The organism is Enterococcus sp. DIV0294 (assembly GCF_050558155.1).
Classification (GTDB): Bacteria; Bacillota; Bacilli; order Lactobacillales; family Enterococcaceae; genus Enterococcus; species Enterococcus faecalis.
Window position 1 is genome coordinate 486,778 of the sequence record NZ_CP187889.1, and the last position, 24,178, is coordinate 510,955.

The 24,178-nt window shown below is 38.6% G+C and carries 20 protein-coding genes; 10 read left to right on the forward strand and 10 right to left on the reverse strand.

All coding sequences use genetic code 11. The features are described from left to right. The first annotated feature begins 12 nt into the window (after positions 1–12). The gene (locus IGJ20_RS02460) at positions 13–660 is read left to right on the forward strand and encodes a DUF421 domain-containing protein (RefSeq protein WP_002368017.1); all 648 of its coding nucleotides are present in this window, start codon (positions 13–15) and stop codon (positions 658–660) included. 66 nt (positions 661–726) lie between these two features. Next, on the forward strand, positions 727–1,797 hold the full coding sequence (locus tag IGJ20_RS02465) for a hypothetical protein (RefSeq protein ID WP_202242241.1): 1,071 nt from the start codon (positions 727–729) through the stop codon (positions 1,795–1,797). Between the two features lie 40 nt (positions 1,798–1,837). On the opposite strand, the gene IGJ20_RS02470 is transcribed toward IGJ20_RS02465, so the two are convergent. After that, on the reverse strand, positions 1,838–2,152 hold the full coding sequence (locus IGJ20_RS02470; RefSeq protein ID WP_002355547.1) for a DUF1827 family protein: 315 nt from the start codon (positions 2,150–2,152) through the stop codon (positions 1,838–1,840). Positions 2,153–2,346: 194 nt separating this feature from the next. Beyond that, complete coding sequence (locus IGJ20_RS02475) at positions 2,347–4,587, reverse strand: ATP-dependent Clp protease ATP-binding subunit (RefSeq protein WP_002408029.1); 2,241 nt, start codon at positions 4,585–4,587, stop codon at positions 2,347–2,349. 301 nt (positions 4,588–4,888) lie between these two features. On the opposite strand from IGJ20_RS02475, the gene IGJ20_RS02480 reads away from it, so the two are divergent. The 3 genes from IGJ20_RS02480 (at position 4,889) to ptsP (ending at position 7,244) form a co-directional block, all read left to right on the forward strand. Next, positions 4,889–5,080, forward strand: coding sequence for a hypothetical protein (locus tag IGJ20_RS02480; RefSeq protein WP_002366170.1), 192 nt, complete (start codon positions 4,889–4,891; stop codon positions 5,078–5,080). A 170-nt stretch (positions 5,081–5,250) separates the two neighbouring features. Next, positions 5,251–5,517 (forward strand): phosphocarrier protein HPr, encoded by a 267-nt coding sequence (locus tag IGJ20_RS02485; protein WP_002355551.1) that lies wholly within the window; start codon positions 5,251–5,253, stop codon positions 5,515–5,517. Next, the gene (gene ptsP, locus IGJ20_RS02490; protein WP_002361251.1) at positions 5,517–7,244 is read left to right on the forward strand and encodes a phosphoenolpyruvate--protein phosphotransferase; all 1,728 of its coding nucleotides are present in this window, start codon (positions 5,517–5,519) and stop codon (positions 7,242–7,244) included. The genes IGJ20_RS02485 and ptsP overlap by 1 nt, the downstream gene beginning before the upstream one ends. Before the next feature lie 44 nt (positions 7,245–7,288). Here the strand turns inward: ptsP and IGJ20_RS02495 are convergent, their stop codons facing one another. From IGJ20_RS02495 to IGJ20_RS02505, 3 genes are read right to left on the reverse strand one after another with little or no spacing between them, the layout of a single operon-like run. Continuing rightward, positions 7,289–8,368 (reverse strand): DUF916 and DUF3324 domain-containing protein, encoded by a 1,080-nt coding sequence (locus tag IGJ20_RS02495; RefSeq protein WP_202522330.1) that lies wholly within the window; start codon positions 8,366–8,368, stop codon positions 7,289–7,291. A 35-nt stretch (positions 8,369–8,403) separates the two neighbouring features. Then, positions 8,404–9,141, reverse strand: coding sequence for a WxL domain-containing protein (locus tag IGJ20_RS02500; RefSeq protein ID WP_002358689.1), 738 nt, complete (start codon positions 9,139–9,141; stop codon positions 8,404–8,406). Positions 9,142–9,195: 54 nt separating this feature from the next. Beyond that, complete coding sequence (locus tag IGJ20_RS02505) at positions 9,196–11,571, reverse strand: hypothetical protein (protein ID WP_202522331.1); 2,376 nt, start codon at positions 11,569–11,571, stop codon at positions 9,196–9,198. A 263-nt stretch (positions 11,572–11,834) separates the two neighbouring features. On the opposite strand from IGJ20_RS02505, the gene tig reads away from it, so the two are divergent. Together tig and IGJ20_RS02515 are read left to right on the forward strand one after the other, a co-directional pair. Beyond that, positions 11,835–13,118 (forward strand): trigger factor, encoded by a 1,284-nt coding sequence (tig, locus tag IGJ20_RS02510; RefSeq protein ID WP_002355556.1) that lies wholly within the window; start codon positions 11,835–11,837, stop codon positions 13,116–13,118. Positions 13,119–13,229: 111 nt separating this feature from the next. Further along, entirely contained in the window at positions 13,230–13,892 is a 663-nt protein-coding gene (locus IGJ20_RS02515; protein ID WP_002355557.1) for a hypothetical protein, read from the forward strand. A gap of 46 nt (positions 13,893–13,938) precedes the next feature. Here the strand turns inward: IGJ20_RS02515 and IGJ20_RS02520 are convergent, their stop codons facing one another. The 4 genes from IGJ20_RS02520 to IGJ20_RS02535 form a co-directional block, all read right to left on the reverse strand. Beyond that, the gene (locus IGJ20_RS02520) at positions 13,939–15,861 is read right to left on the reverse strand and encodes a PTS fructose transporter subunit IIABC (RefSeq protein ID WP_002366176.1); all 1,923 of its coding nucleotides are present in this window, start codon (positions 15,859–15,861) and stop codon (positions 13,939–13,941) included. A gap of 23 nt (positions 15,862–15,884) precedes the next feature. Beyond that, positions 15,885–16,802, reverse strand: coding sequence for a 1-phosphofructokinase (gene pfkB, locus IGJ20_RS02525; RefSeq protein WP_002358692.1), 918 nt, complete (start codon positions 16,800–16,802; stop codon positions 15,885–15,887). Continuing rightward, positions 16,799–17,551 carry a DeoR/GlpR family DNA-binding transcription regulator gene (locus IGJ20_RS02530; RefSeq protein ID WP_002381250.1) on the reverse strand — a complete coding sequence of 251 codons (753 nt, stop codon included), beginning with the start codon at positions 17,549–17,551 and terminating at the stop codon, positions 16,799–16,801. Before IGJ20_RS02530 ends, pfkB begins: the two co-directional genes overlap by 4 nt. 138 nt (positions 17,552–17,689) lie before the next feature. Continuing rightward, positions 17,690–19,249 (reverse strand): ClC family H(+)/Cl(-) exchange transporter, encoded by a 1,560-nt coding sequence (locus tag IGJ20_RS02535; RefSeq protein WP_010819215.1) that lies wholly within the window; start codon positions 19,247–19,249, stop codon positions 17,690–17,692. A 164-nt stretch (positions 19,250–19,413) separates the two neighbouring features. Here IGJ20_RS02535 and pcrA point away from each other — a divergent pair, with 164 nt between their 5' ends. After that, positions 19,414–21,672, forward strand: coding sequence for a DNA helicase PcrA (gene pcrA / locus IGJ20_RS02540; protein ID WP_002363179.1), 2,259 nt, complete (start codon positions 19,414–19,416; stop codon positions 21,670–21,672). A 125-nt stretch (positions 21,673–21,797) separates the two neighbouring features. Beyond that, a complete protein-coding gene (ligA, locus tag IGJ20_RS02545; protein ID WP_202522332.1) occupies positions 21,798–23,828 on the forward strand; it encodes an NAD-dependent DNA ligase LigA in 2,031 nt (676 codons plus the stop codon). Here the strand turns inward: ligA and IGJ20_RS02550 are convergent. Beyond that, entirely contained in the window at positions 23,825–24,040 is a 216-nt protein-coding gene (locus tag IGJ20_RS02550) for a hypothetical protein (RefSeq protein ID WP_002382998.1), read from the reverse strand. The two genes, ligA and IGJ20_RS02550, sit on opposite strands and share 4 nt — an antisense overlap. Between IGJ20_RS02550 and IGJ20_RS02555 the strand changes: the two genes are divergently transcribed. After that, positions 24,006–24,092: a hypothetical protein gene (locus IGJ20_RS02555; protein WP_306173767.1), complete on the forward strand. Its 87-nt coding sequence runs from the start codon at positions 24,006–24,008 to the stop codon at positions 24,090–24,092. The genes IGJ20_RS02550 and IGJ20_RS02555 overlap by 35 nt on opposite strands. The last annotated feature ends 86 nt before the right edge of the window (positions 24,093–24,178 follow it).

Here is a 24,178-nt window from a genome sequence, read left to right on the forward strand (position 1 = left end):
GAGGGAAAATTAATGCAGTTTTATAGTCCAATTATTATTAAATTTGCTTTAGGTATTATTTGTTTAATTGTCCAAATTAATTTGATGGGAAAAGGCAATTTGGCGCCCACATCGGCTATGGACCAAGTTCAAAACTACGTATTGGGGGGCATTATTGGTGGTGTTATTTATAATGATTCAATTACGGTGCTCCAATTTGTATTAGTGTTAATTTTGTGGACATTATTAGTCTTAATTTTAAAATTTGCAAAAGAACACAATCGCTATGTGAAGCAAATTGTGGATGGTAAACCCATTACTTTAATCAAGGATGGACAGGTTGTGGTGAAGGAATGTTTGAAAAATGGTATTTCTGCAAATGATCTGATGTTTAAATTACGAGCAAATGGTATTTATGAAGTCCAGCTTGTTAAACGGGCGGTTTTAGAACAAAATGGTCAATTAACAATCGTCGAATATGGCGATGAAAGTATTCGTTACCCGATTATTGTGGACGGTCAAGCCAACATGGATGTCCTAGAGTTAATCAAAAAGGATGAGCACTGGCTATTAACGCAAATCCAAGAACAAGGATTCCAAAGATTACAGGAAATCTATTTAGGTGAGTATTTATCTGGACAGTTAAGTTTATCGCCGTATGAAGAAAAAACGATTGCTTAGCTATACTTTTTATCCTACTTATATTAGAATTGGATGGTAATTCAATGAGCTTTAAAAGGAGGAAAAATGAAAACTAAAAAGATAGTTGTCGGGTTATTTTGTTCAATGATTGTTTTAATGGGGTGCCAACCAGATCAACGAACTGAAAAAATGAAAGAAAGTACTGAAGCAGAAGCAGTCCAAGTAACGAGTGGTGCCTCGGCAGCCACTAATGCCACTTCTGTAAAGCAGGAGGAGCAGACAAACACGAATGATCAACCGAAGGAGAGTGCTGCCAAAGTGAGTTATGAGCGTAATGGACATACCTTTGAAGTGGATGCTGTTTCTGGCGCTACAGTAGAAGCTAATAATGGACAATCAGGAATTAGTCCAGAAGAAAAAGCCCAGAAGATGTATTGGTCAGGTCGTCCAGAAATCGGGGAAGTTCAAGGGGATTATTATCATCATGAAGTCGTGTTTGATGGCGGCTATACGGCTTTAATTGATGTCGTTGTTAAGGATCAACAAATTCAGTTAGTGGAATTTGATGAACGTGGCCCTAAAAACTATTATTCTGAAGAATGGGCAGGAGTGACAAAACGTTTATCCGGCTATGCAAATTTTCAAGCGAACAACGCCCGAACCGATCAATCGTTAGTGACCGTTGTTAATACGATGACTTTTCTAGAAAATCAAATGGTTGCTGAAAATCGCCTAGATGGCGCATTCCAGACAGCCAAAGGTCAATCCAATAGCGCTAATAATGGCTATCTTCCTGCTGCTAGGGCTTTAGCCAAGGAAATCAAAGAACCTTCAAAAGAACATTATACAAGTCTAACAGAAGATTTTGGAGAGGGGCTTTCTGGACGTTTAACTGTTATTACGTTAAAAGATTCAGGGAAAATAACCGATCTTCGTTATGATGAATATTTTGCAGATACAGAAGAAGAGATTAAAGATGCGAAACTGAAGGCTTATTCTCGCCAATCAAAATATTTTTCTAAAGATTATGCTCAAAAATCGGGAGAAAATTTCAAAAAAGAAGTGGATGACTTAAGAAAAAAAGCAATCGAGGAAAACAAATTAGTCAGTCCGACAAATGAGGAAGCCTGGTCGGAAAATTATCAAAGGCTTGTAAAAAAAATAACGTCACAATAAATTAAAAAACTGCCGAAGTGGGGAAACTTCGGCAGTTTTTCTAGTTTTCCATGAGGGAAACTTTTAATGGAACAGACACTTCGGTCACATGGTTTAACTCAATGATAGAAATTTCATCTGGGTCATAAGCCTCTTTAGGTAATCGTTTTAACAGTTTTGCTAAAATTTCTTTTACTTCTGTCGGACGAATGCGACGATTTTTATTCATAATCAGAACTTCCACATGGTGAGCTGCTTCTGAATAGACAGCGGTCGTGTTTCCTGCTGAGTAGACTTTTACAAAGTAAGCATCCGTGTTTTCCAATTGTTTATTTACTAATTGTTTGTAGCTATTGGTCACATTCACTAATTTCATTTTATCACCTCATTATAGTTGTGTGCTGCAAAAGAGCGTTTCCAATTATGTACAGGAGTTCCAGATTGAATTTTTTCTATGAGGAACAAGTATACGAATATCTTTCTTCTATTATAGTTTTTTTTGATGAAAATAAAAAGTGAAAAGCATAAAAAAATCCGCACGCATTGTTATTAATGCGTGTGGATTTTTGATTATTCTGCTTGGTCAGATGTTGAAGTTTCTGTTTTAGTCACTTCTTGTGCGCCAGTTACGATAATTTTACCTTCGTTATCTAACGCTGCGACTAATTGATGATTTTCAGGATGATCTAGATAGTATTCAGCAATGCCGTCTTCAATTTGTTCTTGAATTGTTCGACGTAAAGGACGAGCGCCCATTGCAGGATCATAACCTAAATCAACGAGTTTCTCTTTGACTTCTGTTGGAACCTCAATGTGTAATTTTTGTTTAGCTAATAAGCCATTTACTTCTTCTAACATCAAGCTGACAATGTTCATCAGGTTTTCTTTGCTTAATGCTTTGAATTCGATAATACCATCGAAACGGTTAAGGAATTCGGGGGTGAAGAAGTTGTTCAATTGACCTAAAACAGATTTAGTCACACCTTCACGGGCAGCGCCAAAGCCAACGTTGGCTTCCACAGCTCCTGTTCCAGCATTACTTGTCATGATAATGATGGTGTCTTTAAAGCTGACCGTACGACCTTGTGCATCTGTTAAACGACCATCGTCGAGAATTTGTAAAAACATGTGTAAAACATCAGGATGCGCTTTTTCAATTTCATCCAATAAAATTAAACTATAAGGATTACGACGGACTTTTTCTGTGAGTTGTCCAGCTTCGTCATAACCAACATAGCCTGGAGGAGAACCAATCAGTTTAGAAACACTGTGTTTTTCCATATACTCACTCATATCAAAACGAACCATCGAATCTTCTGAACCGAATAGCTCAAAAGCTAATTGTTTTGCTAATTCTGTTTTACCAACGCCTGTTGGCCCAACAAATAAGAAGGAACCAATTGGGCGGTTTTGTTTGCCTAGGCCTACACGATTGCGACGAATCGCTTTAGCTACTTTATCGACGGCATCATCTTGTCCGACAACATGAGCTTTTAAGTCAACAGCTAAATTTTTCAATTGGGTTTGTTCTTTTTCTTTTAAGTCACCGACAGGAATGCCAGTTTTTTGTTCCACAATGGCTTCAATATCTTTTTCAGTGATGACGGGTGTTTCTTCATCGCTGATTTGTTTTTCTTTCATTGCTTGTAATTTATTGATTTGATCACGATAGTAAGCCGCTTTTTCAAAATCTTCTTCTGCGGAAGCTTGTTGTTTTTGTTGTTCCGCTTCTGCTAATTTTTTATCAATTGTTTTTGGATCGACGAGTTGAATAGTTAGATTCATTTTTGAACCAGATTCATCTAACAAGTCAATCGCTTTATCTGGTAAAAAGCGATCTTGAATGTAACGGTTGGATAAGTTTGCTGCTGCGTTAATCGCTTCATCTGTATATTTAACATGATGATAATCTTCATAACGTTTTTGCAAACCATGTAAAATCGTTATGGTTTCGGCAACGGTTGGCTCATCTACTTGGACTGGTTGCATCCGACGTTCTAAGGCAGCATCTTTTTCAATAATACGGTACTCATTTAAAGTTGTGGCACCGACTAATTGTAATTCACCACGTGCTAAGGCTGGTTTTAAAATATTGCCAGCATCCATATTGCCATCACCAGCAGCACCAGCACCCACAATTTCATGGACTTCATCAATAAATAAAATGACATTTTCAGCTTCAGTGATTTCTTCAATCAATTTTTGCATCCGTTCTTCAAATTGTCCGCGAATACCAGTTCCTTGAACAAGTGAAACCACATCTAAACGAATGACTTCTTTGTCCAATAATTTTTGGGGCACATCACCATCGACAATTTTTTGGGCTAAACCTTCGACAACGGCTGTTTTACCAACACCTGGTTCACCGATTAAAACGGGGTTGTTTTTTGTACGGCGATTTAAGATTTCAATGACACGCTTAATTTCTTGGTCACGTCCTACCACAGGATCGATATCTCCTTGGCGTGCCGCTTCGGTGATGTTAATCCCATACTCCCCTAGCAAACCTTGACCAGCGCTAGCGCCTCCGCGAGGGGGTTGACCTCCATTACCACCATCACCAAATTGAGTGGGTGGTGTTTGTTGTTCATAAGGATTACCTTGTTGCATTTGGCGAGAAAGAGAACGATATAAATCGTCTAAACTCCCAAAGCCAAAAGGGTCTTGTCCCATATTTTGAGGGGAATTATTCGCTTGATTTTTTAATTTTTGATAGCAGCTTTGGCAATAGTCCAGTTGTTTTCTTTGACCATTCACATTTGCATATAAATGAATTGTTGCTTCATTTTGTTGACAATTTTGACAAATCATTGAATGAAACACATCCTTTCAAAATAACTGAGGCCAGAAAAATAGTTGTTTGCTCTATTATTTCTAGTAAACAGACCATTTTTCCTCAAACCAGCCAAGTACTAGATAGCAGGAATAAATTCTGTCTATAAAACCACTTGACCATTTTTGACCTTTGAGGTTATTATAGCATTTTTTGTAAGAGAATCAAGTAAAAGACCTTGTTTAAAAAAAGGCAAAGATTCGATTTTTTTACAGACAATTGCGCCATTTTCAAGTAAACTATAAGAGTTGATATTTAAGAGAAAGAGTGGTGAAATCAATGGCTGAAAATCCTTTTGTAGAAAAAATTGCTTCATTAAAAGCTGGAGAAATCTCTGAATTAATCGTGGAGCAAAATGAATTTTTCCAATTTCGTGATGCTTGGATTTCTTTACCTGACCGCGCGGAAATTGTTGGAGAAGCGGGGTTAAATGGACGAATCATTTATCGTTACCAAAAAGAGGAAGAATAGTCAGTGCAAAACATCACGAAATTTAAGCAAAAAGTGTTGTGTAAGATAGAAAAAAATGGTAATCTTAGAAACTGAAAGGGTCTTTTTTCGAGTAGACGTTTGATTTTAGCGTATCAAGAAAGGAAAACCCTAACATAAAAATTTTTTATTTACGAAGGAGACCGATTTATATGGAAAAGAAAGAATTTCACATTGTAGCAGAAACAGGAATTCACGCACGTCCAGCTACTTTATTAGTACAAACTGCAAGCAAATTTAACTCAGATATTAACTTAGAATACAAAGGTAAATCTGTTAACTTAAAATCAATCATGGGCGTTATGTCTTTAGGCGTTGGTCAAGGTTCTGACGTAACAATCACTGTTGATGGTGCTGACGAAGCTGAAGGAATGGCAGCAATCGTTGAAACATTACAAAAAGAAGGATTGGCTGAATAATGTCTGAGATGCTAAAAGGGATTGCCGCAAGTGATGGCGTTGCTGTTGCTAAAGCTTACCTGCTAGTTCAACCTGACTTGTCTTTCAACAAAACTTCCGTAGAAGATACTGATGCAGAAGCAACTCGCTTAGACGATGCTTTAGCAAAATCTACTGAAGAGTTGCAAGCAATTCGCGACAAAGCAGCTCAAAGCCTTGGTGAAGCAGAAGCGCAAGTTTTCGATGCTCATTTAATGGTTTTATCTGACCCAGAAATGGTTGGTCAAATCAAACAAAATATCCAAGACAACAAAGTCAATGCAGAAGCTGCCTTGAAAGAAGTTACGGATATGTATATTGGTATGTTTGAAGCAATGGACGACAATGCTTACATGCAAGAGCGTGCAGCAGATATTCGTGACGTTGCCAAACGTATCTTAGCACATTTATTAGGTGTGACTCTTCCAAATCCTTCAATGATTAACGAAGAAGTAATCGTGGTTGCCCATGACTTAACACCTAGTGATACTGCACAATTAGACCGTACGTATGTTAAAGCTTTTGTGACAGACATCGGCGGACGTACTTCTCACTCAGCAATCATGGCTCGTTCGTTAGAAATCCCTGCAATCGTTGGTACAAAAGAAATTACTGACAAAGTAAAAGCAGGCGATATTTTAGCAGTGAACGGAATCATTGGGGATGTTATTATTGACCCAACAGATGCTGAAAAATCTGAATTTGAAGCAGAAGCAAAAGCTTATGCAGATCAAAAAGCAGAATGGGATAAACTAAAAAATGCAGAAACAGTGACAGCTGACGGCAAACATGTTGAGTTAGCTGCAAACATTGGTACACCAAAAGATTTAGAAGGCGTACACAAAAACGGCGGCGAAGCTGTTGGTTTATATCGTACAGAATTCTTATACATGGATTCATCTGACTTTCCAACTGAAGAGGACCAATACCAAGCGTATAAAGCAGTTCTTGAAGGAATGGAAGGAAAACCCGTTGTGGTTCGTACAATGGATATTGGTGGGGACAAAGAGCTTCCTTACCTAACATTACCACACGAAATGAACCCATTCTTAGGTTACCGTGCATTACGTATTAGCTTATCAGAACTAGGTGACGGCATGTTCCGTACACAAATGCGTGCATTATTACGTGCGTCTGTTCATGGTAACTTACGTATCATGTTCCCAATGGTTGCTACTTTGAAAGAATTTAGAGCAGCGAAAGCAATCTTTGAAGACGAAAAACAAAAATTAGTCAACGAAGGTGTTGAAGTTTCAAACGATATCCAAGTAGGTATTATGATTGAAATTCCAGCAGCTGCCGTATTAGCTGATAAATTTGCCAAAGAAGTAGACTTCTTTAGTGTTGGAACCAACGACTTAATCCAATACACAATGGCGGCAGACCGTATGAACGAACGCGTTTCTTACTTATACCAACCATACAACCCATCAATCTTACGTTTAATTAAAAATGTAATTGATGCAGCACACGCTGAAGGTAAATGGGCTGGTATGTGTGGTGAAATGGCGGGCGATCAAACAGCTGTTCCATTACTATTGGGTATGGGCTTAGATGAGTTCTCAATGAGTGCTACATCTATCCTTAAAACACGTAGCTTGATGAAACGTCTAGACACAACTAAAATGGCTGAACTTGCTGACCGCGCATTAAAAGAATGCGACACGATGGAAGAAGTCGTTGCATTAGTTGAAGAATATACAAAATAATTAAGTGATTATGAAAGCACATCGACAATTGTCGATGTGCTTTTTTATTGTTGCGCTTCACGTATTTTTTTCTTGAAATAATAAATCGTGCTTCCCAAAATGAATAGAAAAACCAGCGTGATGCTACTCACCAGTTTCCAAGGGAAATTGGTGTGTTTTTCAGGTGGGAGGTTGACGGCGGTAGCATTGTATTTTTTAGCTTCTTTTTCTTGGATGACTAAGTGTTTTTCCCACGAATAGTCTTGATAGCCATCGTTTACTTTGATTTTTACAGTATAATTTCCAGGAACAAAAGGTTGTTCCTTTAAGTCAATCCGATAATTAAAATTTGTATTAGGGGCCATTGTTAACGACTCTTGGTGATTTTCGTAGCGAGGTTTAGCTTCTTTTTCATAATATAAAGAGGCATCGACTTGTAATTTTTTAATCATAGCCGCTTGTTTGTTTTGGAGATTCATTAATACGCGGTTACGACCGTTAGCTTGATCGGTTTTTACTTCATTTAAAGATAATTCTGGCTGAACAGGTTCATCTGTTTCACTAAGTAAGACACCGATTACATAAGAAAAACGATTATTGATGGCCACGCCGTTTTCTGAGTGAGCAGGTTGTTCATCTGACTTTTGTTCAAAGTAGAGTCCTCCTAAAACGTACCCATTAAATGGTTTTTCCGGTAAAGTAAGCTGACATTCAACAGTCTTGGTTGAGTGTTTAGGTAGGTAGATTTCTTTTGGTAATTGCGCAATCTCATTAAAAGTAAAAGGTGCAGATGGATCTTTTTTTGTTTCAGCATGAGAATAATCTGCCAAGCCATTATCATTAGTAATCGCTGCATTGGCTGAAGCTAGCACGGTAATGTCGTTGGCTGTTTGATTCGTTAGTTCGATTTGTAGCTTTTGTGTTTGGTTTGGAGCGACACGTAGATCAAAATAACTTGTCTCTTTGGTTCGTTGATTGTCGGGTAAAATGGCTTTTACAGAAAAAGTCATTTCGCTTGCTTCTACAGAATAAGAGCCAATAAAAAATAAAAAAATGATGACGCTAATAGCATGGAGCCATTTAAAAAGCTGCTGATTCATAGTGTGCACTCCTTTTTGACAATTTTTTATAACAAGGTATTGCATGAAGTTGTTTCATGCAATACCTTGTTTGTTTTCTTTTAAAGTGGTGTATCATCCAAAATCCAAGTAAGCGTTGTTTTATATTGTTTAGCTGCAACTTTTTTCGTTGTCGCAGGAACAGTTAATTGAATGCCTTGAGCAGCGGTCGCTCCGCTACCAAAAGCTAATGTCCAAGTGCCCATTCCTGTTGAAAGAGCGGCAGTCGCCACAGGAGAAGTGGCGGCACCAGTTGGATCCAAGGTTACTGGGACCGTTAATGGCGCCAAAGAAAGTAACTGTGTTGAATTGGGTGTTGCTGCTAAAAAGGTCAAGGATGCATTATCCAAAACAGCGGGTGTTGAATCACTTGTAGCAAATTGCGCACTCTGTTTAACTGATAATTTCCAGCCAAGATTTAGACCACGTTTGTCAGTTACTTGAACATAGTTTGGCACGCTAATTAAATCGCCAGTACTATTTTGTACTTGGTCCAGTTGTGCCGAATAGATTGCTGTTCCGGCTTGAATTTGTTTTGATCCAAAATGGATATTTGAAACATAGTCAATACTAAGGGGTCCGGCTGTACCAGGTTGATGAGGATCAGCAGGATTAGGTGTCACAGGCTGAGAAGGGTTCGTCGGATTGACAGGTGGCGTGACAGTATTATCAAGAGCAAACGTAATATCAGCGTTGGATTGAATAGAAGCGACTTGGGCTGCTTCAACTTTTGGACTATTTAAAAGCATAAGAGGCGTAGCAACGAACAAAATGCTTGAAATGCGCACGATCTTTTTCATTTTTTATTCCTTCTTTCTTGTTTATTTTTAACTTTTAAAAAAGCTAAATCCTAATTAGAGGGGTGTATCAGAAAGAATCCATTGTAATTCGGCAGTGTAAGATTCTTTGACCGTTAAGTTAAGGTCAGGAGCAACGCTTAAAAAAAGTCCATTTTGTTGGTTCCAAGGAATTTCTACATTGTTATCGTCCGTTGCGGTGTATTGATAAACTTCGGTTGCTAAAGAGGAGATAGGAAAATCACTGCCATTTTTTCGATAAATGAAAGCTTGCTGGATCGTTTTATTTGTAGAAGTTGAATGCATGGGCTGACTCTCTCTTACCAACAAATGCCATGGTGTTTTTGCAACACGACCATCGGCAATGAGGAAAGGAGCGCTAATGGTCGATGGTGAGTAGAGGGTTCGTTTGCTGGGAAAAGGTAAATTTTTAAAGGAAACTGTAGTTGGCATCTGCACAAAACGGAGGGTACCGTTTTTGATAGGTAAAGACTGTTCTTTAGTGATTGGCGTAATTGGCGTTCCGCCACCATCATTGCCAGTAACCGTGCTAGAAAATAAAAGAAATTGGTTTATCCATTCTTCTGTAACCGTTGCTGTATATTGTAAGGTGAATTGTGTATTGGCTTCCGTAAAATTATCTGCTGGCAGCGAATTATGATAACTCCAATACGGCAAACCAGTGGAACTATCAGTTAAAAGTTGAAGGCCAGCTATTGGCGTACTTAAACCTGCTGCTGATTGTTTTGTTAATGTAGCAGCTGAAAGTTGGGACAGTCCTTTAGGCACCGTTGCTCGTAATTGCTGATTCATCCACGTTGCTGGTTGATTGGTTAAACGTGTGGTTAACGTAAAACGAATGATTTGACCACTTACGACAGAGTTTGCAGCTTCCCAGAGCCCTTGTGCATTTTTCCGCTCAATGATTTGCGTGACCGTTAGTTGAGGCACAGAATAAGCAACTGTTTGAGAAACAGTAGAACTGGTTAGCAAAGGCAGGCCAGTGCGATTGCTGAGCCCTTGGACCCACAAGCTGACCGTTTCTCCTCCTTGGAAAGTGGGTAAATTAGCAAATTGAAAATGGCCATTGGAATCTAAGGACGTTGTGTAAATAGAACCACCATTTATTTGTACTTTAACTTGATAGGTTCCGTTAGATGCTTGAGAAGCTTTACCTGAAAGTTGAGTTGAGCCGGCATTAGCGACTACGTTTGTGACTGGTTGGATTGACCAATTGACACTTTGATCAGCTGAGGGGCTGCTTTGAATATAGTCGGTTGACGTTTTTGAACGAGCAAAGACAATTGTAGAGAGCGTGTCGCCATATTCTAATGGTGAAGCTAAAGAGGTCGAGAAATTTCCGGCTGCATCGACAGAAATCCCTTTCACCACAATGGGGGTAGTGGTGCCATCATGGCGGTTCAAGGTTAATTGAACAGAGTAGTTATAGTTTGGGTCTTGTACTTGTTGAATGGTCCCTGTTACAGTAGTGTCCAGATGATTTGGTTGAGTTAGTTTGGCTGGTGTGACTTGAGGAACGGGATAATTACCTAAACTAAGTTGAGCTTTGCTAATTACGCCTGTTTTTGTATTGTTTCCAATAATAATATTAATTGCACCTAATCCAGTGCCGACATCTGTAAAGGTTCCTCGAATCGGATAGTCTTTGCCGTTAAGAGCAGGAGGGATTGAAATTCCTCGTTTATAAAGTGCGCCCACATCAAACGAAATGGCGGCAGACCATTTGGTTCCGGGAAGTAACACCAAGGTGCTACTTGGAAAAGTCAGATAAACAGAATGATAAGTGCTACTATAAGAGAGACTGACGCCGTTAGTTGAACTGTGAATATCTTGAGTGGCTGTTCCTGGATAACTGACAGTCCCTGTTAAAAGAGTCAGAAAATCTTGTTGCTTTAGAGTGTCGTTATCTAACTGGCTTGAAATTTCTGTAGGAAGTTGAATAGCAATAATCGGTCGATCATTAATTGCTAAGCCGATAAGTGTCACACTGTATTCATACGAAAGTGTGATAATATCTTGGTTATACGTTCCCGTGCTTAAGGTACTTTTTAAGGTGCTATTACCAACAGAAACACTAGCTGGCGTAGGTGCCATAGGTTCATCGTTTTCAGAGGAAGCATGGGTTTGCTCGGTTTCTTGTTCCACGATATCGGTTGCTTGAGTTGTTTGTTGTTCTGTTGAAACTGAGGTAAATGTTTCACTAAAAGTAGAGGCGTGAGTTGTAGGGTTCAGTGTTTCAGAATGAGCTATCAAAGGTTGAGTCAGCGATAAAAAAAGCCATGATATGATGCAAGAAAAGATTCCCCAGACGAACTTATTCAAAACCATCCTCTCCTTTTTTGATATTATATGTATAATGACGAAAATATATAATGCGTAAATATTTAGTACATACATTCTATAATGGGCCATTCATAAAGTAAAGCGATTACATCCGATGGTGAACAAGATATTTTGTTCACAATCTTTTAGTGTTTTAAGAAGGAAATTTCTCGAAATTCTATGCTTTTTTAATCCGAAAAAATTAAAAAACTGATAGTTTGCTAAAAATCGAGTCTTTCTTTCACTTCTTAGCACTTAAAATATTTACATTTTCCTAGGGATAGTGTACTATTTAAAGGTATGCATAAATAAAGTTTGATGTATAAAATTAAATGTTATTCGGAGGGAAACAAATGTCTGCGAAATGGGAAAAAAAAGGCACTAATGATGGTGTATTAACTTTTTCAATCGAACAAGCAGTAATCGAAAAAGGATTAACGCAAGCGTTCAATAAAGTGAAAAAAAACTTAAACGTACCTGGTTTCCGTAAAGGAAAAGTATCACGTACTGTTTTTAACCGTATGTATGGAGAAGAAGCGTTATACGAAGATGCGTTAAACGCTGTTTTACCAGAAGCATATGAAGCGGCTGTATTAGAAGCAGGAATTGAACCAGTAGCACAACCAAAAATTGATGTTGAAAGCATGAATAAAGGGGAAGACTGGGTTATCACTGCTGAAGTAACTGTAAAACCTGAAGTAAAATTAGGCGAATACAAAAACTTAACAGTGTCTAAACAAGACCGTGAAGTAACAGATGAAGACGTGGAAGCACGTTTGAAACGCGAACAAGAATCTCAAGCTGAATTAGTAATCAAAGAAGATGCCGCTGCTGAAAATGGCGACACTGTAGTTATCGACTTTGAAGGCTTCTTAGGCGACGAAGCATTTGAAGGCGGCAAAGGCGAAAATTACTCATTAGAATTAGGTTCTAATTCATTTATTCCAGGCTTTGAAGACCAATTAGTTGGCAAAAAAGCTGGCGAAGAAGTAGAAGTAAACGTTACTTTCCCTGAAGATTACCAAGCAGAAGATTTAGCTGGTAAAGAAGCAGTTTTCAAAGTAACTGTTCATGAAGTAAAAGCAAAAGAATTACCAGAATTGGATGATGAATTTGCAAAAGACGTTGACGATTCAGTAGAATCATTAGACGAATTAAAAGAAAAATTCCGTAAAGAATTGACAGAAGCAAAAGAAGCAGCAGCTGAAGAAGCAAAAGACGAAGAAGCAATTCGTTTAGCTGTTGAAAATGCTGAAATCGTTGAATTACCACACGTAATGGTTCACGACGAAGTTCACCGTTCAATGGATGAATTCTTAAACAACATGCAACGCCAAGGAATTTCTCCTGAAATGTACTACCAATTAACTGGTTCTACAGAAGAAGATTTACACAAACAATTTGAAGGCGAAGCAGAAACACGCACAAAGACAAACTTAGTGATTGAAGCAGTTGCCAAAGCTGAAAACATCGAAGTAACACAAGAAGACATCGATGCTGAAGTGAAAGATTTAGCAGAACAATACAACATGCCTGAAGCGCAAGTACGTAAAGTATTAAATAACGACATGTTAGAACATGATATTCGTATGAAACGTGCTGTTGAAACAATTACTGAAACAGCTGTTGAAAAATAAACATTTTTAATAAGCTCTTCATTCGATAGAGTTTTCTAAAACTGTAGATGGAAGGTGTCTTTCATCTACAGTTTTTTTCATATAAAATAACTTTTGAAAGGGTGTGTCAAAATGGATAAAAATTATTCGAAAATTAAATATGGATTAGTGGTGTTTGGCATCTTATGCTTGACGTACAATCTCTGGGAATTTTTTACGGCTAAGTATTCAACAAAACAAGGTGTGACGTTTGTTATCGAATGTTTACTTGGAATTGGTCTAATCTTTTTACCGGATCTTGTCAATAAATTTTTAAAAATTATTATGCCACCGACTATCGTTTATTTTTACTGGTTTTTCTTATTTATTTCAGTATTCCTAGGAACCTCGTTGCATATGATTTCAATCATTTCGTTCTGGGATAAAATTTTACACTTTGTTAGTCCGATGCTGTTAACTGCTGTGGGTTATGGTATTGCTGCTTTCCTATTGAAGAAAACGAAGTACGCCGATGTTTCCCCGTGGTTATTTTTATTATTTGGGTTTGCATTTGCAGGGCTTTGTGGCGTCTTCTGGGAATTCTGGGAATTTATCTGCGATTCATTAGGGAACATGAACTTACAACGCTATAATATGTCCAACGGCCAACCATTTATTGGGCGTGCTGCTTTAATGGATACGATGGGGGATTTATTTACCAATACCCTTGGGGCCTTTGTGATGGGCGTGTACACGTATATCAGAAGCAAAGGAAATCCTGAGTATTTAGAAAATTATGCGATAAAGAGAAAATAATAAAAAAGCGATTCAACCATGGTTGAATCGCTTTTTTGCTGTTTTTTTAAGCAGGTACTTCGACAGGTTTTTTCAAAAGGCCGTAGACAATTCCTGAAATAATCGCCCCAATTAAGATGAACAATAGATATAGTAATGGATTACTTAATAGGAAGACGACGAAGATTCCTCCATGTGGTGCCAATAATTTGATACCAAACGCACCAACCAACGCACCAGTAAAGGCAGAACCTACCACGAAACTTGGAATCACACGTAATGGGTCAGCTGCTGCAAAAGGAATTGCCCCTTCAGTGACAAAAGAAAGTCCCATTACAATATTGGTTAAGCCGGCATCTTGTTGATCTTTTGTAAATTTATTTTTAAATAAACGAGTTGCTACGAAAATTGCTAATGGAGGAACCATTCCGCCAGCCATTACAGAAGCCATGACCACGCTGCCACCTTCTGCAACAGTACTTGCTAGCGTAGCTGTACCGAAAACATAAGCAGCTTTGTTAACTGGTCCACCTAAGTCGATGGCCATCATACCAGCTAATAAGGCACCAAGTAAAGCTGCATTTGTGCCATCTAAGCCAAGTAGGAAATGATTTAACGCATCATTAATTGCTTTCATTGGGATGTTAATGACTAACATTAATAAGCCTGTAATAATCAAACCAAAAACTGGATAGAATAAAATGGTTTTAATTCCATCTAATGATTTTGGCAAGCCTTTGAAAACTTTACGTAAAAGAACCACTACATAACCAGCTAAGAAACCACCGATTAGGGCCCCAAGGAACCCAGCTCCTCCGGCGTTTGCTAATGCACCAGCCGCGAAACCAGCAACTAAGCCTGGACGATCCCCAATACTAGAAGCAATAAAACCAGCTAAGACAGGTAACATAAAGCCAAATGCTGCGCCACCAATTTGGTTAAACCAGCTAGCTACGTCATTGTAATTCCCTAAATTGGCTAATTGATCTTGAGGAACCCCGATAAATTGATCAATCATAAAGGAAAGAGCAATGGCAATTCCGCCACCAATAACGAAAGGTAACATATGAGAAACACCATTCATTAAATCTTTATAGATACGAGAACCGATTGAACCTTCCGCTGAATCCTCTTGATCGCTTGCAGCCGAGTCACTGCCATGGAAAGTAGGAGCTTCACCACTAATGGCTAAGTTAATTAGTTCTTCGGTTTTACGAATTCCATCACTGACGGGACGATTGACTAATTTTTTACCATCAAATCGATTCATTTCTACTTTTTTATCGGCTGCAACAATCACGCCATCAGCACGAGCAATATCTTCAGCAGTTAAACGATTTTTAATTCCTTCTGAACCGTTTGTTTCTACTTTAATGTCTACGCCCATTTCTTTTGCTTTTTTCTTCAGCGCATCTTCGGCCATGTAAGTATGAGCAATTCCTGTAGGACAAGCAGTCACAGCAATAATATATTTACGATTGCTTTCTGGTGCTGGCGTTGTTTGTTCTTGTTCTGCTTTTTCTTCCGCTTCTTTTTGATCTTCTGCTGCTTGGAAAAGAGCTTGTACTGCTTCTGGAGTTTCCGCTTCTTTCAATTTACCAACAAATTCTGGATCGATAAGTAATCGAGAAAGGGCCGCAAGCGCTTGGAGATGTGTATCATTGGCGCCTTCTGGAGCAGCAATCATGAAGAATAGATAAGTAGGTTGTCCATCTAGTGCTTCATAATCAACACCTTTTTTACTTTTAGCGAAAAGAACTGTCGGTTCTTTTACGGCACTGTTTTTTGCGTGAGGCATAGCGATGCCGTCGCCTAAACCAGTCGATGTTTGTGCTTCGCGTTTTAAAATTCCTTCTTTGTAAGTGTCAATGTCAGAGATGCGGCCACCATCGTATAATTTTTGGACCATTTCATCAATCGCGCCTTTTTTATCAGTAGCTTGTAAATCCATAATCATGACATCTTTTATTAATAAATCATTAATGTTCACTCTATTTTCCTCCCTTAGTGGATTTATTCTGAAATTTTTTCAATTGTTACTTCGTGAATAAGTTCTTGGATAAAATCTTCTGAGGCTAAATCATCAGAAAATGCGGTCGCGCTACCGCAAGCGACACCCCATTTGAAAGCCTCTAAAGGATCTTGTGTTTTTGAAAAGTTGCCAATAAAACCAGCAATCATTGAGTCGCCAGCGCCGACAGAATTTTTCAGTGGACGTTTTAAAACGTTGGAACGATAAACACCTTCTGTTGTGAAAAGTAATGCACCATCACCAGCCATTGAGATAATTACGTGTTGTGCTCCTTCTTCTAGTAACCGATGTCCATAAGGTAAAATATCTTCAATACTTGTAAAGGTTGTATGATATAATTCTGCCAACTCATGATTATTTGGCTTGACCAATAAAGGCTTTTGTGACAAAGCGTTCATTAAATCTTCACCTGTCGTATCAATAACAAATTCTGCACCTTTTTCCTTCACAATTTGGATTAATTCTTCGTAAAATCCTTTGCGTAGAGAAGCAGGTGTACTTCCTGAAAGAACAACAATATCACCAGCCTGAACACGACTAACTGCTTGTTTTAGTTCTTGAATTTCTTCGTTTGTTAGAGCAGGTCCTAAGCCGTTAATTTCTGTTTCAGTATCTGATTTCAATTTAATGTTGATTCGTGTATCAGCAGACACGGGAGTGAAATTCGTTTGGATTTCTTCTTTTTTCAACCAATCAGCAATGAATGAGCCTGTAAAACCACCTAAAAAACCTAAGGCAGTGGATTCTGTCTCCATACGTTTTAAAATACGTGAAACGTTGATTCCTTTGCCGCCAGGTAATTTAAAATCATTCGTCATCCGATTTAAATCACCAATTTGTAGATGATCGACATGAACGATAAAGTCGATAGAAGGGTTTAAAGTCACTGTGTAAATCATTTGTTTGCCTCCATTAAAATAGTTTTTTGCTGGAATCCTTGAAGCGATTCAGCAGGGCAGTAGTCAGTTAGTAAAGTAACTGACTCTAATTCTTCCACTTTGGTAAACGTTACTTCATTAAATTTTGTATGATCCAGTAAAACATAGGCTGTTTCTGCTTGATGAATAGCCAAGGCTTTTAGCGCTGCTTCTTCGGGATCAGGCGTCGTTAAACCAAACTCTAAATGTGCGCCGTTAGTTCCTAAAAAAGCTTTGTTAAAACGAAAATGTTGTAGCTGTTCCATACTAGTGGCACCAATGATTGCTTTAGTGGAGAGCTTCAAAGTACCACCAAGCATAATAGTGGGAATTTCCATATCGCTAAGTTTTGCAGCGTGATGCACGGAATTCGTCACTACATGGATTTGTTTCCCAACTAAAAAAGGGATCATTTCTAACGTGGTTGAACCAGCATCTAAATAGATCATATCGCCATCTTGTACACAACTAGCGGCTAAAGAAGCAATCTTTTGCTTTTCGTGCGTGTTTTTGATTGATTTTTCCGTCATGTTTTGTTCAAAGCCTAAATTAAGAATACGCTTAGCGCCGCCGTGAATGCGTTCTAACAAATTGGCGTCTTCTAATTCTTGTAAATCGCGGCGGATTGTGGATTCTGAAGCATTGAACAAGCTAGCAAGTTCTTGCGATTTGACGACTGATTTTTGATCTAACAATTGTAAAATTTTTTGATGTCGTTCTTCCGTAAGCATTTTCATCCCTCATTTCATGGATATAATAGCACAAATGAAAACGCTAATCAATCTAAAACGGTCAAAAACATTCAAAAAAATTAAAAAACAGTCATAAGAAAAAAAGAAAGCTGCTGAACTCAGGTTCAGCAGCTTTCTTTAATTCACTAAATCATTCGGTAAAGTTTTTTGATAAATCTCTTTTTTGACTTGGTAAGCGAGTTTTTCATCGGTCAAAATAATGAGCACATCGCCAACATGCATAACAGTATCACCATGTGTTAAAATTTCCGATTCGCCACGGCGAATGGAAGTGAGCAACATTTGTTTAGGCCAGACAAAATCACGTACCATCGTATCATCTAAGGAACTTTCTGCAGTGATAGGTAATTCAATAATCGTTTTGTGGCCACGAATATTACTTACTTTAGAAGGAACCAAACGTTCTAATAAGCTTTCATAAATTGGCTTGCCGCCAAGACTATCGATGGTAATATAACTAACTAAAGCGACAACCCCTAAAGACATTAAATGAGAAAAATTGCCGACCATTTCTGTTACTAAAATAATCGCTGTTAACGGTGCTTTACCAATCGCAGTAAAATAACCAGCCATGGCAAAAATTAAAAAGTTTTTCACAAAAATTGGATCCATCCCTACGTATTGGACAAGTAGACTGCCATACAATGTTCCGATAATGGCACCTAAAGTTAGAATAGGCAAGAAAATACCACCAGGGAGATTCGAACCGTAAGAAACCATTGAAAAAACAAAACGTAAAACCAGTAAGCCGACTAAAGCCCAAATCGTAGTCGGTTGATTGCCTAAAGCTAAAACAATTTGATTCCCACCGCCAAGTAAATGTGGAAAGAAATAACCAATCGGTAAAATCAAAATAAAAGAAACAAAACCATAATAATTAGAAGAAAGGCCTTTGATTTTTCCATATACTTTTGGTAAGGACAACAATGTTTTTTGATATATCCAACCTAATAATCCTAGCAAAACGCCCAGCAGTACTAATGTCCAATAGTACTCTAAAGGCAAAGATTTAACCGGACCAATATAAAGAACTGGCTGCAATCCGAAGAAATGCAAAGAAACAAAGTTAGCGGAAATGGCCGCAGAAAAAGAGGTTAACCAAACTAAAGGTGAAAAGGAATGGTGAACCTCTTCTAGAACAAATAAAAGTCCTGCGATTGGTGCATTAAAAGCGGCGGCTAAACCAGCACTGGCACCACTACTGATTAAAATTTTTTCTTCAGACTTGGTGCTTTGCCGCCATTGACTATAGCCTTGTCCAACCACTGCACCTAGTTGAATTGAAGGACCTTCACGTCCCAAAAATAGCCCAGGACTAATCGCTAAGATCCCACCGATAAATTTTTTCCAAAGCACTGGAAACCAGTGAATTTCTAATTGACCTTGAAGTTGACCTTCCACTTGGGGAATGCCACTGCCTTTAATTGCTGGTTCGCTTTTGATCAGTCGTCCTAATAAATAAGCAAGCACGAGAGAAAATAAGAACCAAGGAATCATCCAAAAGGGTTTTTCGTGAAACGTTTGATACAGATGAACGACTTGTTCGCCAATTTTTTCAATGCCTAAGCGAAATAAGCTGACAACAAAGCCGACCAGAATTCCGACGACGATGCCTTTAAGGATAAAGCCGATTCGGGTACCATCTAATTGTTTAATTTCATGTACATCATTATTCATTTCATTTTTAGCCTCCATCACTACTTACTAATGTACTGCGGTTTGACTTGATTTACAAGAAAATTTCATATAAAAAGAAAAAGATTTTTTGTTCTTTTCTAAAGAACTTCAAAGGGATTTTTGGTATACTGTATAAGATTGAAAAAAGAGAGAGGACGTTTAATATGACACAAAAACATGCCTTGGTTCAGGGAATGAATCCTCGACAAGAAGAAGCCGTTTTGCATACAGAAGGACCACTGTTAGTCATGGCTGGTGCTGGTAGTGGAAAAACGCGGGTTTTAACACACCGAATTGCCTATCTAATTGAGGAAAAAGAAGTAAATCCATGGAATATTTTGGCGATTACGTTTACCAATAAAGCTGCTAAAGAAATGAAAGAGCGTGTAAATAAATTACTGGAAACGGGTGGTGAAGATGTATGGGTCTCCACTTTTCACTCCATGTGTGTAAGAATTTTACGTCGTGATGTGGATCAGATTGGTTACAACCGTAATTTTACAATTATTGACCCATCGGAACAAAAAACATTAATGAAACGCATCTTAAACGACTTAAATATTGATTCAAAAAAATATGATCCTCGCTCAATTTTAGGTACGATTAGCAATGCCAAAAATGAATTACAAACGCCTGAAAAAGTTGCTGAAATGCAAGGTTCCTTATATGAAGAAATTGTCGCAAAATGCTATGAAGCCTATCAAAAAGAATTACGCAAAAACCAATGTATGGATTTTGATGATTTGATTATGAATACGATTCGTTTATTCAATGAACAACCAGATACGTTGGCTTTCTACCAAAATAAATTTCACTATATTCATGTGGATGAATACCAAGATACCAATCATGCACAATATACCTTAGTCAATTTATTGGCTGCACGTTTCAAAAATCTGTGTGTCGTAGGTGATGCCGACCAAAGTATCTATGGTTGGCGCGGGGCGGATATGCAAAATATCTTGGATTTTGAAAAAGATTATCCAGATGCCAGTGTAATTTTGCTAGAACAAAATTATCGATCCACCAAAAACATTTTGGCGGCTGCGAATGATGTCATCAAAAATAACCGTAACCGCCGCGAGAAAGAACTGTGGACAGAAAATATAGACGGTGAAAAAATTGTCTATTATCGCGGGGACACAGAACGGGATGAAACACAATTTATTGTGAGCCAAATCCAAAAAGAAATGCGGGAAAATGACCGAATTTATGGTGATTTTGCGGTATTATATCGGACCAATGCCCAATCCCGTGTAGTGGAAGAAATGCTCTTGAAATCTAATATTCCGTATACCATGGTGGGCGGACATAAATTCTACGACCGTAAAGAAATTAAAGATATTTTGGCTTATTTAAGTTTGATTGCCAATCCAGATGATTCGATTAGTTTTGAACGAATTGTCAATGAACCAAAACGAGGAATCGGTAAAAGTTCAATTGAAAAATTACGGCTATTTGCGGATACGCATGGTTGGGCTTTGCTGGAAGCTGCCCAAAATGTTGATTTGGCAAATATTTCAGGAAAAGCGGGTAAAGAGCTTGGTAATTTTGGCATGATGATTCAAGACTTAACGAAAACAGTGCCCTATTTAACGATTACAGAATTGGTGAAAGAAACTTTACAACGTAGTGGTTATCGGGAAGCTTTGATGGCGCAAAATAATTTAGAGTCTCAAGCTCGCTTAGAAAACTTGGACGAATTTTTATCTGTGACACAAGAATTTGATAAACGTTTTGAAGCGCAAAACAACGACGATCCAAATGGCGAAGAAACAAAATTGGCGGATTTCTTAACAGATTTAGCCTTGGTTTCTGATTTAGATAATTTAGAAGAGAGCTCTTCGCAGGTAACCTTAATGACGTTGCATGCGGCCAAAGGGCTGGAATTTCCAGTGGTCTTTTTAATGGGCTTAGAAGAAGGGGTTTTCCCATTATCACGTGCCATGCTAGAAGAAAGTGAACTGGAAGAAGAACGGCGCTTGGCTTATGTTGGTATCACACGAGCGGAAGAAGCCTTGTTCTTAACGAATGCTTATTCGAGAACATTATATGGTCGCACGCAATATAATCGACCAAGTCGCTTTTTAGAAGAAATTGAGGCGGAGCGTTTAATGAAACAAGGGGCGGCAGCCAATTTACAGAAAGCTCCAGCGCGCACCTTTGATCCTAAAGTATTCAAGCCCAGCGCAAGTAAACCAGCTTATACACAGCCAGCTACAAAATCAGTTAGCAACAAAGTGGCAAGTGGTGGCGAAAAAGTTTCCTGGCAAGCAGGTGATAAGGTCCAACATAAAGCATGGGGCGTTGGTACAGTCGTTCGTGTAGGCGGTTCGGCCAAAGACTTAGAGTTGGACATTGCTTTCCCTGAAAAAGGCATAAAACGGTTGTTAGCGGCATTTGCACCTATTGAAAAAATTTAACATGCAAAATAGGTCAGCGATTTAATGAGAAATCATCATTAGTTAAATTCTTTTTATTTTCTATCTTAGTGTAAATGTGTTAAAAAGACGATAAGAGCATTACACTTATGAGGAGGAGTTCTACGATGGAACAACAACCATTAACATTAACGGCGGCGACAACTCGTGCGCAAGAATTAAGAAAACAACTCAATCAATATTCCCATGAATATTATGTCAAAGATCAACCATCCGTAGAAGATTATGTTTACGATCGTTTGTATAAAGAGTTAGTCGATATTGAAACGGAGTTTCCTGATTTAATCACGCCAGATTCGCCGACACAACGTGTAGGTGGCAAAGTTTTATCTGGTTTTGAAAAAGCTCAGCATGACATTCCAATGTATAGTTTAAATGATGGATTTAGCAAGGAAGACATTTTTGCTTTCGATGAACGTGTTCGTAAGGCGATTGGTAAACCCGTTGCTTACTGTTGCGAGTTGAAAATTGATGGGTTAGCAATTTCATTACGTTATGAAAACGGGGTGTTTGTACGCGGAGCAACACGAGGCGATGGAACGGTTGGTGAAAACATTACAGAGAACTTACGAACGGTTCGCTCTGTACCGATGCGTTTAACGGAGCCCATTTCAGTGGAAGTTCGTGGCGAGTGCTACATGCCTAAACAATCCTTTGTCGCATTGAATGAAGAACGTGAAGAAAATGGCCAAGATATTTTTGCCAATCCTCGGAATGCAGCGGCGGGAAGCTTGCGCCAATTAGATACAAAAATTGTGGCGAAACGGAACTTAAATACGTTTTTATACACAGTTGCTGACTTTGGGCCAATGAAAGCGAAGACGCAGTTTGAGGCATTAGAAGAGCTTTCTGCAATTGGTTTTAGAACCAATCCCGAACGGCAATTATGTCAGTCAATTGATGAAGTCTGGGCCTACATTGAAGAATACCATGAAAAGCGGAGCACTTTGCCATACGAAATCGATGGAATTGTGATTAAAGTGAACGAATTTGCGTTGCAAGATGAATTAGGTTTCACTGTCAAAGCACCTCGCTGGGCGATTGCCTACAAATTTCCACCAGAAGAAGCAGAAACAGTAGTGGAAGATATTGAATGGACAATTGGGCGCACGGGGGTGGTCACTCCTACTGCAGTCATGGCTCCTGTACGAGTCGCGGGAACCACGGTTAGTCGGGCAAGTTTGCATAATGCAGATTTTATTCAAATGAAAGATATCCGTTTAAATGATCATGTTATTATTTACAAAGCCGGCGATATTATCCCAGAAGTAGCGCAAGTCCTAGTTGAAAAACGTGCAGCCGATAGTCAGCCTTATGAAATGCCGACACATTGTCCAATTTGTCATAGTGAGTTGGTGCATTTAGATGAGGAAGTGGCGTTACGTTGTATTAATCCAAAATGCCCTGCGCAAATTAAAGAAGGGCTGAATCACTTTGTCTCACGAAACGCAATGAACATTGATGGCTTGGGGCCAAGAGTGTTAGCACAAATGTATGACAAAGGATTAGTGAAAGACGTAGCGGATCTGTATTTCTTAACAGAAGAACAGTTAATGACTTTGGATAAAATCAAAGAAAAATCAGCAAACAACATTTATACTGCCATTCAAGGGAGTAAAGAAAACTCTGTCGAACGTTTGATTTTTGGCTTAGGGATTCGCCATGTGGGGGCGAAAGCGGCGAAAATTTTAGCGGAGCATTTTGGTGATTTACCAACCTTAAGTCGTGCAACCGCGGAAGAAATTGTGGCTTTGGATTCAATTGGCGAAACAATCGCAGACAGCGTTGTGACGTATTTTGAAAATGAGGAAGTTCATGAATTAATGGCTGAACTGGAAAAAGCCCAAGTGAACTTGACATATAAAGGTCTCCGGACAGAACAATTAGCAGAAGTGGAGTCACCTTTCAAAGACAAAATAGTTGTTTTAACAGGGAAATTAACGCAGTACACTCGCGAAGAAGCCAAAGAAAAAATTGAAAATCTTGGTGGAAAAGTTACAGGGAGTGTTTCGAAAAAAACTGACATTGTGGTTGCTGGCGAAGATGCTGGCAGTAAATTAACCAAAGCTGAAAGCTTAGGCGTGACCGTTTGGAATGAACAAGAAATGGTCGATGCGTTAGATGCAAGTCATTTTTAAGAAGAAAAATTAACGTTGTCAGATTTTATGTAGTAATTTGATGGTATACTTATTTTAGTCATAAAAGTTATATGAACGAGGACTTTCTGAGTTGAGAAAGGAGGTTGATGCTTATGCGCAATTCTTCTTACTTTAACGAAAGGAGCAATGTTTTTGTCCGTTGAAGCAGCGCTAGGACTGATGATTGGTTTTGCAACACTTGTTGTGACCATTATCTTCGGTATCTTAGCGCTTGTCTTAGACAACAAAAATAACCGTTCATAAGCTTTGAGGAGCTGAACGGTTAAGCGTTTGAAATAAAACCAATAACTCAGTAAGCCACCAGTTCTTATAACTGGTAGTGGCTATTA

Bases quoted from the DNA above. Each gene is read 5' to 3' on its own strand.
- IGJ20_RS02515 (WP_002355557.1), top strand. From the start codon at position 13,230: ATGGATAAAAATTATTCGAAAATTAAATATGGATTAGTGGTGTTTGGC.
- IGJ20_RS02505 (WP_202522331.1), bottom strand. From the start codon at position 11,571: ATGGCCCATTATAGAATGTATGTACTAAATATTTACGCATTATATATT.
- ligA (WP_202522332.1), top strand. From the start codon at position 21,798: ATGGAACAACAACCATTAACATTAACGGCGGCGACAACTCGTGCGCAA.
- IGJ20_RS02460 (WP_002368017.1), top strand. From the start codon at position 13: ATGCAGTTTTATAGTCCAATTATTATTAAATTTGCTTTAGGTATTATT.
- IGJ20_RS02475 (WP_002408029.1), bottom strand. From the start codon at position 4,587: ATGATTTGTCAAAATTGTCAACAAAATGAAGCAACAATTCATTTATAT.
- IGJ20_RS02480 (WP_002366170.1), top strand. From the start codon at position 4,889: ATGGCTGAAAATCCTTTTGTAGAAAAAATTGCTTCATTAAAAGCTGGA.
- IGJ20_RS02485 (WP_002355551.1), top strand. From the start codon at position 5,251: ATGGAAAAGAAAGAATTTCACATTGTAGCAGAAACAGGAATTCACGCA.
- IGJ20_RS02495 (WP_202522330.1), bottom strand. From the start codon at position 8,368: ATGCAATACCTTGTTATAAAAAATTGTCAAAAAGGAGTGCACACTATG.
- pcrA (WP_002363179.1), top strand. From the start codon at position 19,414: ATGACACAAAAACATGCCTTGGTTCAGGGAATGAATCCTCGACAAGAA.
- ptsP (WP_002361251.1), top strand. From the start codon at position 5,517: ATGTCTGAGATGCTAAAAGGGATTGCCGCAAGTGATGGCGTTGCTGTT.
- IGJ20_RS02500 (WP_002358689.1), bottom strand. From the start codon at position 9,141: ATGAAAAAGATCGTGCGCATTTCAAGCATTTTGTTCGTTGCTACGCCT.
- IGJ20_RS02470 (WP_002355547.1), bottom strand. From the start codon at position 2,152: ATGAAATTAGTGAATGTGACCAATAGCTACAAACAATTAGTAAATAAA.
- IGJ20_RS02530 (WP_002381250.1), bottom strand. From the start codon at position 17,551: ATGCTTACGGAAGAACGACATCAAAAAATTTTACAATTGTTAGATCAA.
- IGJ20_RS02550 (WP_002382998.1), bottom strand. From the start codon at position 24,040: ATGGTCACAACAAGTGTTGCAAAACCAATCATCAGTCCTAGCGCTGCT.
- tig (WP_002355556.1), top strand. From the start codon at position 11,835: ATGTCTGCGAAATGGGAAAAAAAAGGCACTAATGATGGTGTATTAACT.
- IGJ20_RS02465 (WP_202242241.1), top strand. From the start codon at position 727: ATGAAAACTAAAAAGATAGTTGTCGGGTTATTTTGTTCAATGATTGTT.
- IGJ20_RS02535 (WP_010819215.1), bottom strand. From the start codon at position 19,249: ATGAATAATGATGTACATGAAATTAAACAATTAGATGGTACCCGAATC.
- pfkB (WP_002358692.1), bottom strand. From the start codon at position 16,802: ATGATTTACACAGTGACTTTAAACCCTTCTATCGACTTTATCGTTCAT.